The sequence below is a fragment of the Sulfitobacter sp. W027 genome, from assembly GCF_025143985.1.
Lineage (GTDB): Bacteria > Pseudomonadota > Alphaproteobacteria > Rhodobacterales > Rhodobacteraceae > Sulfitobacter.
In genome coordinates, this window is the sequence record NZ_CP083567.1 from 143,425 (window position 1) to 155,357 (window position 11,933).

The 11,933-nt window shown below is 62.2% G+C and carries 11 protein-coding genes; all 11 read right to left on the minus strand.

Going from position 1 to position 11,933, the window contains the following annotated elements:
• Nucleotides 1-64: 64 nt before the first annotated feature.
• From pcaF to K3759_RS19250, 11 genes are read right to left on the minus strand one after another with little or no spacing between them, the layout of a single operon-like run.
• Nucleotides 65-1,258, minus strand: coding sequence for a 3-oxoadipyl-CoA thiolase (pcaF, locus tag K3759_RS19200; RefSeq protein WP_259986583.1), 1,194 nt, complete (start codon nt 1,256-1,258; stop codon nt 65-67).
• Nucleotides 1,255-2,871 carry a GMC family oxidoreductase gene (locus K3759_RS19205; protein ID WP_259986585.1) on the minus strand — a complete coding sequence of 539 codons (1,617 nt, stop codon included), beginning with the start codon at nt 2,869-2,871 and terminating at the stop codon, nt 1,255-1,257. Before K3759_RS19205 ends, pcaF begins: the two co-directional genes overlap by 4 nt.
• 2 nt (nt 2,872-2,873) lie before the next feature.
• The gene (locus K3759_RS19210) at nt 2,874-4,037 is read right to left on the minus strand and encodes an acyl-CoA dehydrogenase family protein (protein WP_259986586.1); all 1,164 of its coding nucleotides are present in this window, start codon (nt 4,035-4,037) and stop codon (nt 2,874-2,876) included.
• On the minus strand, nt 4,034-4,825 hold the full coding sequence (locus K3759_RS19215; protein WP_259986587.1) for an oxepin-CoA hydrolase, alternative type: 792 nt from the start codon (nt 4,823-4,825) through the stop codon (nt 4,034-4,036). Before K3759_RS19215 ends, K3759_RS19210 begins: the two co-directional genes overlap by 4 nt.
• 8 nt (nt 4,826-4,833) lie before the next feature.
• Nucleotides 4,834-6,042, minus strand: a complete 1,209-nt coding sequence (locus K3759_RS19220; RefSeq protein ID WP_259986588.1) for a CaiB/BaiF CoA-transferase family protein — start codon at nt 6,040-6,042, stop codon at nt 4,834-4,836.
• 10 nt (nt 6,043-6,052) lie between these two features.
• Entirely contained in the window at nt 6,053-6,937 is an 885-nt protein-coding gene (locus K3759_RS19225; RefSeq protein ID WP_259986589.1) for an SMP-30/gluconolactonase/LRE family protein, read from the minus strand.
• Nucleotides 6,930-8,456 (minus strand): tripartite tricarboxylate transporter permease, encoded by a 1,527-nt coding sequence (locus K3759_RS19230; RefSeq protein WP_259986590.1) that lies wholly within the window; start codon nt 8,454-8,456, stop codon nt 6,930-6,932. Before K3759_RS19230 ends, K3759_RS19225 begins: the two co-directional genes overlap by 8 nt.
• A gap of 1 nt (nt 8,457) precedes the next feature.
• Complete coding sequence (locus K3759_RS19235) at nt 8,458-8,904, minus strand: tripartite tricarboxylate transporter TctB family protein (RefSeq protein WP_259986591.1); 447 nt, start codon at nt 8,902-8,904, stop codon at nt 8,458-8,460.
• A 41-nt stretch (nt 8,905-8,945) separates the two neighbouring features.
• Nucleotides 8,946-10,193 (minus strand): SDR family oxidoreductase, encoded by a 1,248-nt coding sequence (locus tag K3759_RS19240; protein ID WP_259986592.1) that lies wholly within the window; start codon nt 10,191-10,193, stop codon nt 8,946-8,948.
• Entirely contained in the window at nt 10,193-10,939 is a 747-nt protein-coding gene (locus tag K3759_RS19245; RefSeq protein WP_259986232.1) for an SDR family NAD(P)-dependent oxidoreductase, read from the minus strand. The genes K3759_RS19240 and K3759_RS19245 overlap by 1 nt, the downstream gene beginning before the upstream one ends.
• Nucleotides 10,929-11,930, minus strand: a complete 1,002-nt coding sequence (locus K3759_RS19250; RefSeq protein ID WP_259986234.1) for an acyl-CoA dehydrogenase — start codon at nt 11,928-11,930, stop codon at nt 10,929-10,931. Before K3759_RS19250 ends, K3759_RS19245 begins: the two co-directional genes overlap by 11 nt.
• Nucleotides 11,931-11,933: the final 3 nt, after the last annotated feature.

The following is an 11,933-nucleotide window of genomic DNA, read 5'->3' on the forward strand; positions in this document are numbered from 1 at the left end:
TAATCAGTGGCGATATGGCCTCCTTAGGCAATCCCAATTTCCCCCTGCGTGCGAAAGGTCTTGCTCAGACCCGCTCCAGCGCGATGGCGATCCCCTGACCGACACCAATACACATGGTGGAAAGGCTTTTTTCGCCGGATTTGAGGTCAAGCATCGCCGTGCCGGTGATCCGCGCGCCGGACATACCAAGCGGATGGCCAAGCGCAATCGCGCCGCCGTTCCGGTTGACCCGCATATCGTCATCGGCAATGCCAAGATCGCGCAACGTCGCAAGCCCTTGGCTGGCAAAGGCTTCGTTCAGCTCGAACGCTGCAAAATCGTCGATCGAAAGGCCAAGACGCTCCATCAGCTTTTTCGACGCGGGCGCGGGGCCAAAGCCCATAATGCGCGGTGCCACGCCTGCGGTGGCACCGCCAAGGACGCGCGCAATCGGCGTAAGCCCGTGTTTTTGCGCCGCCGCCTCCGAGGCCAGAACAAGCGCCACCGCCCCGTCATTCACCCCCGAGGCATTGCCCGCCGTCACCGTGCCGCCTTCGCGCACGATGGGGCGCAGGCTTGCGAGCTTTTCAAGCGTCGAAGCGCGCGGATGCTCGTCCGTATCCACAACCGTTTCGCCCTTGCGGGTCTTGATCGTGACCGGAACGATTTCGCGCGCCAATCGCCCGTTGGCGACCGCGACCGCCGCCTTTTCCTGCGAACGCAGCGCAAAGGCGTCTTGATCCGCGCGGCTGATGCCAAAATCATCCGCAACGTTTTCGGCAGTTTCCGGCATGGAATCGACGCCATATTGCGCCTTGAGCAACGGGTTCACAAAGCGCCAGCCGATGGTGGTGTCATAGACAGCGTTATCGCGCGAATACGCGCTTTGCGCCTTTGGCATCACAAAGGGCGCACGCGACATGCTTTCGACCCCGCCCGCGATCATCAGGTCGGCCTCGCCCGCACGGATCGCCCGCGCCGCCATGGTGATCGCATCCATGCCAGAGCCGCATAGACGGTTGATCGTCGACCCCGGCACATCAACAGGAAGCCCAGCCAACAGGGCCGACATACGCGCCACATTGCGGTTGTCTTCGCCCGCCTGATTGGCGCAACCATAAAGCACCTCGTCCACTGCCGCCCAATCGACGCCAGTGTTGCGCTCCATCAAGGCAGTGATCGGCACGGCCCCCAGATCATCGGCCCGCACCGGTGCAAGCCCGCCGCCATAGCGGCCGATCGGTGTGCGGATATAATCACAAATGAAAACCTCGGTCATGGATTGTCGTGCTCCCTGGGGTTATTTTGCCGCGCGCTGGCGCGGATGAAATCGGCCGCGCGCGCCCCGATCATGATGCACGGCGCATTGGTATTGCCCGATGGCAGGCACGGCATAACCGACGCATCGGCCACGCGCAGCCCGTCAACACCGTGTACTTTCAGCTGCGCATCCACCACCGCCATCGGGTCCGAGGCCGCGCCCATTTTTGCCGTGCCAACGGGATGATAGACCGTCTTGACGTGCGCGCGGATATAGCTGCGCAAGTCCTCGTCCGTCTCCACATCTGCCGCGGGTCTCTTGCGCTCGGCCAATACGCTTTGCAGGGCGGGTTGCGCCAACAGATCAAGGCCACGGCGCAGCGCTTGCAACGAAAGCTCCATATCGGCGGGGTCACTCATCACGCCGCTGCGAAACAGCGGGGGCGCCAGTGGATCGACAGAGCGCAAACGCACCTCGCCGCGCGATTTCGGACGCAGGACGCAAACAGAATAAGTCACGCCATGACCTTCCAGCTGCATCACGCCTTTGGCGGCATTATATCCGGGCATGAAATGCAGTTGCACATCGGGACGCCCCTGCCCCGCGACGTCAATAAAGCCGCCCGCTTCAACCATATTCGACGACAGCAAACCCCTTCGGGTTGCAAGGTAGCGCAGCATATGGAACAGGCCGCGCGGCATCTTGTCCTCGCCCACGACCGAGGTCGCACCACGGGTTTTGACCTCGACAGGGACAATGGCGTGGTCCTGGAAATTCTGTCCGACACCGGGCAAATCGGCGACCACCTGCACCCCGTGCTGTTCCAGATCAGTACGGGATCCGATACCTGATCGCATCAGGATCATAGGGCTGGCAAATGCGCCCGCACTCAGAACGACCTCGCGCGACGCCGAGAAACGTTCGCCGTTTGCAAGCTGGACACCAACGGCGCGTGTGCCCTCGAACAGCACGCGGTCCACCGGTGCCCCGGTGAGGATTGTCAGGTTTTTGCGGCGTTTGGCAGGGCCAAGAAAGGCCCGCGCAGAAGAGGTACGCCGCCCCTTGCGGGTTGTGGTCTGGAAAAATCCGATGCCCTCTTGCCGCGCGCCGTTAAAGTCGGGGTTCGGCCGGATCTGGGCTTGGGTGCCGGCTTCGACAAACGCCTTTGACAGCGGGTGCTTGAACTGCGGGCTCGACACGCTCAACGGACCATCAATGCCATGGTAGGCATCGGCAAAGCTGTCATTGGCCTCAAGACGTTTGAACACCGGCAGCACCTCTTGCCAGCTCCACCCCTCGGCCCCCATCTCGGCCCATCCGTCATAGTCCTGCGGTTGGCCGCGCAGGTAAAGCATCGCATTGACCGACGATCCGCCACCAAGCACACGGCCCTGCGGCACCACAAAGGGGCGGCCCGCAAGATTGTCTTCCGCCTCGCCGGTGATCATCACCGCATCACGCCCCTTTTGAATGACCTTGAAAAAGGTCGCGGGGATGTGGACCCACGGGCTTATATCACGGCGACCGCTTTCAAGCAGCAAAACGCGGCAGTCGCGGCTAGTGCTAAGAAGCCCTGCCAAAGTGGCGCCAGCCGAACCGCCGCCGACGATGATGACATCAAAATCGCGCATTGTTACGGGGTCACCGCGCGGCGGCGCCGGTCCTGTTTGACGATGTTGAGTTGGTGGATCTGGCTAGTGCCTTCATACAGGCGGAACAGGCGCACATCGCGGTAATAGCGTTCGATCGGCGCGTGATCGGCGACATAGCCCGCGCCTCCAAAAACCTGCACCGCGCGATCCGCGACGCGTCCCGATGCTTCGGAGGCGAAATATTTGCAGATCGAGGCCTCCAGCGCGATGTCCTTCCCCTCGTCGCGGGCACGGGCGGTTTGCAGCACCAGGGCGCGGGCAGCTTCGACATCAACACGGCAATCCGCCAAAAGCGCCGCAACAAGTTGAAAGTCGATGATCTTCTGGCCCGATTGCTCGCGCTGTTCAGCATGTTCCATCGCCAGGTCAAGCATACGGATCGACGGGCCGGTGCACAGCGCGGCCAGATGGATGCGTTGTTTGTTCAACACCTTCATCGCGGTGCGGAACCCCTGCCCTTCGACGCCGCCAATCAGGTTGCGCGCCGGCACCCGTACATTGTCGAACGTGACCTCGCCCACCGGAGAGCCGCGCTGACCCATCATTTTGTAGGGCGCGCTGGTGCTGACACCGGGGGTGCCACGTTCGACGACAAAGGCGGACACGCCGCGTGCGCCCGGAATGTCCGGATCGGTGCGCGCCATGACGGTGAAAATATCGGCGATCGGCGCGTTGGTGATGTAGCATTTGGTGCCGTTAAGCACATAATCATCGCCGTCCTTGCGTGCCGACGTGGTCAGCGCCGTGGCGTCCGACCCCGCGCTGCGTTCGGTCAGCGCGAACGACCCGGTGATCTCGCCGCTTGCCAGACGCGGCAGATAGGCGCTCTTTTGTGCGTCGGTGCCATCGGCGACCAAAGCTTCAGAGCCGATGCCGGTGTTGGTGCCGACCCGCGCGCGGTAGGCCACGCCGCTTTGGCTCAGCTCCATCGCACCCATGACCAACTCTTCGGTGGTCAGGCCAAGGCCGCCGTATTCCTGCGGGATCGACCAGCCGAAATAACCGCGCGCCGCCATGTCGGCGACGATCTCGTCGGGCACACGGTCGTTGGCATCGACGCGGTCCTCATTGGGGTGCGCCACCTCACGCACCCAACGGTGCACGTCCGCCAAAAGCGTATCGAGTTTGTGCTGGTCGCGGATCATGCGGCGCCTCCATTAAAGTTCGGTTTGCGTTTCTCGAGGAAAGCCGCCAGGCCTTCACCGGCCTCGTTTCCGTAGCGGTAGGCGTTGATCATGCGGCCCTCGTAATCCATTTGATCGGACAGCGCCGCCTGCCCCGCCACGGCGATTTCGGCCTTGATGGTGCCGATGGCATCGCGCGCGCCCGCCGCGCAGGCCTTGGCCAACGCAATCCCCGCATCCAACGCCGCGCCCGGCGCTGTGATCTCGTTTAACGCCCCTGCGGCGAACAGCCGTTCGGCGCTGATCGGGCGGCCCAGCATACACATTTCCGAGACAAGCTGACGCGGCAGCGCCTCGCGCAAAAAGTAGGTGGCCCCGCCGTCCGGCGTCAGCCCAATTTTCACATAGGCCGCAGTAAATTGCGCCTCCGCGCTGGCCACTGCCATATCGCAAGACAGCGCCAAAGAGAGGCCCAGCCCCGCAGCGCCACCTTCGATCGCGGCAATCACCGGCTTGGGGCAATTGCGCAACGCCATAATCATCGCAAAAAGCGAATCGGTGTTCTTGGCCACCTCCGAGCGCGGCGACAGCCGGCTTTGCTCGAGCCCGCGGACATTGCCGCCCGAGGAAAAGAACCCGCCTTCGCCGGTGATGACAATCGCCCCCACCGCCGAATCGTGCGCGGCGTCCACAAAGGCGGCGGCAAGCGCTTCGTATTGCGTGCGGCCGATGGAGTTTTTGGTTTTCGTCCCCGCCATGGTCAGCGTCAGAACGCCGCCCGAAAGGCTGCTCTTGATCACGGTTGTCATGATGGCCCTCAGATAATTCCGTTGTCGCGCAACTTGGCGATTTGCGCGGTGTTAAAACCCAGATCGCCAAGGATCGCATCGGTATCCGCGCCCAGGCTTTTGGCCGCCCAACGCACCCGCCCCGGATTGTTGGTCAGGCGCGGCACAACGTTTTGCATCCGGACCGACCCGAAATCCTCGTCGGGCACATCGGTCACGACATCGCGGGCCTGCACCTGCGCATCCTCGAAAATCTGCTCGACGGAATAGATCGGCCCGATTGCGCCACCTTCGCGCTCGAAAGCTTCCAACACCTCGTCCAGCATGTGGTTTTCGATATACTCGGCAAAGATCGCGTCCAGCTCGTCACGGTGGGCAAGCCGCGCGCGGTTGCCCTTGAAGCGCGGATCGTCGATCATATCGCCGTGGCCGATGGCACGCATATTCGCCGCGTACATATTTTCGGTCGACCCGGTGACGGTGACATAACGCTGGTCCTTGGTGCGAAACACATTCGCCGGCGCTGTATATTGGTTGTTGTTGCCGTCGCGTTCGCGCACCTGGCCAAGCTGATCATATTCAATCGCAAGATTTTCAAGCAACCGAAAGGTCGCCTCGGTAAGGGCCAGATCAATCTCGTCGCCCTTCGTTCCGTTTGCCTTGATCCCGAAAAGCGCCGCCATGATCGAGAAGGCACCGAACACCCCGCCAAAGGCATCGGCAATCGGATAACCGGGGTGCACCGGCGCGCTGTCTTTCATCCCTGTGATATACGTCAGCCCGCCCATCGCTTCGAAAATCCGTGCGAACCCGCCTTGCCGCGATTTCGGTCCGGTCTGGCCAAAGGCCGACACGCGCAGGATCACAAGGTCGGGGTTCAACGCCCAAAGCGTGTCGCGATCTAGTCCCCATTTGGCCAGCGTACCGGGACGGAAGTTTTCCACCAGAACGTCATGCTCGGCGATCAGTTTTTTCATGATCTCAAGCCCCTCGGGCTTGCGCAGGTCCAACGTACCATAGCGTTTGCCACGGTTCGTCACCTTCCACCAAAGCGGTTTGTCATCGCGGAACGGCGGGAAATACCGCAACCCGTCCCCGCGCCCCGGCATTTCGAATTTCGTAACCTCGGCCCCGAAATCGGCCAGCAACGAGGCCGCAAACGGCGCAGCGATGATGGTCGCAATGTCGAGGACCTTCAAACCCTTCAGTGGGCCGCCACCTTCGTCGTGATCCAACATCTGTCTCTCCCTAGTTCTTCGCACCCTGAAAACGGGCCTCTTCTATGCCTGTTGCGCCGTGGCCCCGTATGGCGAAAACGCCGCCGCCCTCGGGGTGTTTCGACACCGCGCGCCCCGTGCCGCTGTCGCGGATCGAGGTCAAAAACAACACATCCATATCGGCACCACCAAAGGCGAGGCTCGACGGCAAATCGACCGGCGCAGGGATGCTGAGCAACAACGTACCATCAGGGGCGAAACAGCCGATTTGCGCCGAATGGATCAAGGACGCCCACATATTGCCGTCGCGATCCACGGTGGCCCCGTCGATCCCCGAACCAAGCGCGACACAATCTATATGGGCGCGGATCTGGCCAACAGCGCCGGTTTCGATGTCATATTGCGCCGCGTACGATGTCCGGGCCCGCGTATCCGAAAAATACAGCGTGCCGCCATCCGGGCTGAAGCAAACGCCATTGCCGATCATCACACCGGTCTTTGCCAATACACGATCTGTAGACAGGCCAAAGCTGTGCAGATTGCCAATGGCTTCGCCACCGCGTCCCATTCCGATACAAACGAAACGGCCCTGCCGATCAAGTTTGCCATCATTCAGCCGCATCGCCTCCGGCGCATCCTCGACGCCACCCAAAAGCTGTTCGACTTTGGTGTCGGGGTCAAGCCACATGACGCGCCTGTCGATGGTGGCCACGATACCGGCCCCCTCGACCAAGGCGATGGCGCCAACATGGCCCGTCACCTCCAGCGTTTGCACGCTACCGTCTGCGCGGCGTTCGTGGATTTTGCCAGCCACCCCGTCGATCCACCAAAGGCTTTGGTTCTGGCTGTCCCAAACGGGGCTTTCCCCCAGACAGTCAAAACCGGTGTCGAGCCGTTCGATCTGCACCTTACCCATCGGTCTGTACCTCTCTGCGGCCCCGCGCGCGGAAAGCGGCAAAAAGCTTTGACCCGATGGCCCAGACAAGGATTGCAAAGGTGATCGCAAGGATGGTGCCGGCGATGGGCCGGTCGAAAAACGATCCGATATCCCCGCGCGACACGATCAAGGCACGGCGAAAGTATTCTTCGATCATCGGGCCAAGCACAAAGCCGAGCAGCAAGGGCGCCACCTCGAATTTGAGCGCCCGCATCCCCAGACCCAGGAAGCCGAACCCGAGCAGAACAAAGATGTCGACAATCTGGTAGTTGACGCTGTAGATTCCGATACAGGTGAAGGCGACGATGACAGGGAATAGCAGGTTGTAGGGGATTTTGAGGATCTTGACCCACATGCCCACCAGCGGCAGGTTCAAGACCAGCAACATCAGGTTGCCGATGATGAAGCTGACGATCAGACCCCAGAAAAGATCGGGCCGGTCCTGAATCACCGTCGGTCCGGGGATGATGCCATGCACCATCATCACGCCCAGCATGATCGCCATCACCGGATCGCCCGGAATGCCGAGGCTGAGCGTCGGGATAAAGGCCGATTGAACAGCAGAGTTATTCGCCGCCTCCGGCGCTGCGACGCCTTCGATCGCGCCCTTGCCGAATTCCTCGGGGTGTTTTGAAACCCGCCGCTCGACCGCATAGGACACGAATGTCGCAACCAGACCGCCGGTCCCCGGCAAGGCACCGAAAAAGCCGCCGATCCCCGACCCGCGGACCATCGGCATGGCCGAACGCTTCCAATCCTCGCGGGTTGGCAGCATGTCGCGCAGGCGGATTTTGCCCTCTTGGACGCGCGGAACAGTCTTGCTGCCAGAGCTGGCAATGATTTCGGGAAGCCCGAAAAGACCAATCGCCACCGCAACCAGCGGCAGGCCGTCGAACAGCACCGTCTGCCCGAAGGTAAAGCGCGGCACGCCCGAGTTCAGGTCAAGACCGATGAGACCCAGAGCAAGCCCGAGCGAGACCGAGATCAACGAGCGCAGCGAGCGCCCCGAGCCGATCACCGAGGCGGCAATCAGACCCAGAAGCATAAGTGCCACATATTCATGAGGCCCGAACCGAAGCGCCACGCGCGACAGCGGCACCGAGAAACCCGCCAGCAAGATGACACCGAACAGCGAGCCGACGAAAGAGGCAATCGCCGTCATGAACAGCGCCTGACCGGCCCGCCCCTGCTGCGCCATCGGATATCCATCGAGCCCCGTGACCGCGCTGGTCGCGGTGCCCGGCAAGTTCATCAGGATCGACGCCGTCGAACCGCCATAGGACGCCCCGTAGTAAATCCCGCTGAGCATGATCAGCGCCAGCGTAGGTTCCAGATGGAAGGTGATCGGCATCAACATGGCAAGGGTCGCCATGATGCCGATGCCGGGCAAAACCCCGACCAGCGTGCCGAGGAAAACGCCAAGGAAGCAGTAGAACAGACCGTTCCACGATAAAGCAACGGTCAGACCGAGCGCGAGATTGGAAAGCAGCGCATCCATTTTAGAATACCTCGATCTGAAGACCAAGGCCGACGCGGAAGATCAGGGCACAGACAAGCGCGGTGCCAAGACCCAAAAGCAGACCGACCCAGGGTTTGGTGCGATCATTGGCCAGGCTGGCAAGGAAGACCGCCAGGGTGATAGAGGGCAGCATCCCGAACCGTTCGATGGTCAGCGCGAAAGACCCAAAGGCAGCGGCGATACAGAGCATGCCGCGAAACTGGTGCCCCCCCGGCAACCGCAGGGATTCAGAGGGCCGCATCGCGACAAGCATCAGCGCCGCCAGCACGATCATGGTCCAACCCAGAATGGTAGGAAAATACCCCGGTCCCATGCTGGTCAGGGAACCCATTCGATAGCTTCCTGCTTCGAGGATCACAAAAAGACCAACCCCCGCCGTCACCAACGCGGCGGAGATGTCTTCCAGTCTGTTCAATACGAAACGCATGTTTTCCTCCCATGGTTCTCTTGCTCGTGTGCCTGTGCAACTTATCTACGCGGGCGCAATGTCGTTTGTGTTTGAATGACCTGACCGGTCACTTTTCTTGCGCGCGGCCCGCCAAGGAACAGGCACAAATCGGCCAGCCCGTCCAGAACAGGGCGGTGCCAGATCACGGCGTTCACCCGCAGCCCCGACGGCGCCCATTCCAGCGCCAGGGTCCGCACAAGCATTCCGGCCGATGCCGCAACAATCGTGTCGTCCTGCGTCTGCGCCCCGATAACCACGGTCAACGCAAAGTCGCGCGTACGGGTCATTTCGCGCGCGCAGCGGGCCGCGCGGGCGCGCAGCCCCGCCAGAACCCCTGCCAAGTCAATCTCGGCGGGCGGGGTCAACAGCGTCGCGTCGGTCAGCGCGCAAACCGGCCCGCTACCGTCCTGCCCGATAGCGCCCATGGCTTTGGCCAGTTCCTCATGACCCCAAACCACCACCGCGCCAGAAGCCACGTTGCCGCGTTCTGGCGCGGTGCCAGCCTGCGGCGCGCCAAGTGCGCTGCCCCCGTCCACGCTCAGGGTCACCCCGTTCAAGGCCTCCCCGTAAAGCGCCGCATGCAAAACCGCATCCGCAATATCTTCGGGCGCGGCGATCGCGCCCATCGGAACGCCGGCCGCAACTTTCTCCAGGTTGATCCGGCCCTCGCGCGCTAGGGTTTCGACCAGCGGAGTGCGCGTGTATCCCGGCGCCACGGCGCAAATGCTCAGGCCCTTGGCGGCGGCGATACCTGCCCGCGCTTCGGTCAGCGCGACCACACCGGCTTTGGTCGCAGAATAGGCCCCGCGCAAGGCCAGAGGCCGGAACGATGCGCCCGAGGCCAACGAGACAATCGCCCCCCCGCGCGGCAATATTTCAAGCGCGGCGTCGCATATCTCTTCCACCGCGATCAGGTTCAAGGCGATCAGCCGCTCGAAGGCCGCCCCCTCGATATCAATCAACGCCCGCCCCGTGCTGTCGGTCATACCGGCATTGTTGATCACCACATCAAGCCCGCAAAGCGCCTTGGCGGCTTGTCCGACCACTGCGCGGCCTGCGCCCGATCGGGTCAAATCAACAGGCAGCGCCACATGCTCCGGCCCAAGCTCCCGCGCGCACGCCTCGACGGACTGCGCATCAATATCAGCAAGCGCAACGCGCTGCCCCTGCGCTGCAAAGGCACGGGCAATCGCCCAGCCAATCCCCTTGGCCGCACCGGTGACCAGCACCGTACGCGACGCAAGGCCCGAAGAGGCTTGACCCGTCATTATCGGATCGCGATCCCGATGCCGCCGTCCACGGACAGAACCTGACCGGTTACGAATTCGCTTTCGTCACCAAGGAAATAGCCGATGGATCGCGCAATATCGTCCACCGTGCCCAAACGGCCCAATGGCGTCGCCGCCGCCCGCGCCGCGTCGCGTTCGACATTGCGGTTGCGCGCCGTACCTTCGGTCGGAATGGCCGAGGGCGCGACCGCATTCACGCGGATGCCCTGTTCGCCCAACTCGCTGGCCGCGGCCCGGGTCAATCCGGTGACGCCGGCTTTGATCCCCGAATAAACCATAGAGGATTTTGCCGAACGAAACGCCGCCGCCGAGGCCACATTGACGATCGTGCCGCCCGAGGTCATCGCCGCCGCTGCCGCTTGTGTCGCCCAGATAATGCCCGAAAAGCCGACGTTCAGCATCCGGTCCACAGTTTCCGGCATGATGTCGGGAATGGCCTGATAGCGGACCCATGCGGCATTGTTGACCAGCCCGTCCAGACGGCCCGTACGCTGCAAGGTCGCGGCAACCGCCGCTTCGATACCCTCTTTGGTGCCTGCGTTTTCGACCACGGCAAAGGCCTCACCCCCCGCTTCGGTGATGGCGGCAACGGCTTCGTTTGCGAATTCTTCTTTCAAATCATTCACGGCGACAATCCAGCCCCGCGCGGCCATGATTTTGGCCGTCGCGGCGCCAATCCCGTGACCCGCGCCGGTGATCAATACGGTTTTCATTTCAGACGACATTGGCAATCTCCCCATACCAAGGATTTTTCGAAGTCTCGATCATCCACAGACCCAAGGCTTCGGTTTGTTCAGCATATGATCCGGCCTGCGCTTGCGTGCGTATTTGCCGAAGATGACGGTGCAGCGGCACTTCCCACGTAAAGCCCATGCCGCCAAAGACCTGAATGGCGCTTTCCGCAACCGAAATCCCCGCCGCAGCGGTGGCCAGCCAACAGGTTTGCCGCGCCATTTCGACGTCGCCGCCCGGCACTAGTGTCAGCGCGCGGGTCAAAGCGTTGCGCATGGTTTCGGTGGCCAGCTTATCGCGCGAAAGACGGTGCCGGATCACCTGATTGGCTGACAACAGCTTGCCGAACTGGCTGCGTTCCTGCGCATAATCCACCGCAAGTGTCAGACATCTCTCAGCCGAACCGCGCACGAAAGCAGAGCGCATCACCATGGCATCGGACCGCAGCGTCTCGACCGCATCGGCCGACAGCTGCACCCCGTCAATCGGGCCGTTCAAAACGAACCGCGCTTCGGGGGCGTCGATGTCAAGGCTCGCCATCGGTTCGGCCTGAACGCCGTTGCCGGTCCGCGCCAGAACCGCACTGCCGTCGGCGCGGAACATCAAGACGTGCTCCGCCTTGTCGCCCATGGCCGCCGCGCCGACAACGCAGTCTTCGGCCACGCCTTGCCATGCGATCGTGACAACGCTGTCCCCCGATACGACGGCTTCGGCCAGGGCCGTATCAACGCCCGCAAATGCACGGGAAATCAACATCGCGTCAATCAACGGAAAGCCCAAAAGACCATCCCCCGCCGCAGCCAGAACCGGCACCGCGAAATCAAGCGGCAGACCAAGGCCGCCAACGGATTCATCAACAGAGACGCCAATCAATCCGGCCTCTGCCAGCAAAGCCGCACGGCCCTCCGGCTCGGCCGCCGCACAGGCTTGCATGACGGCTTTTGCCGTCGCTTCAAACTCATTCGGGTTGAGATCAAATTCCATGAC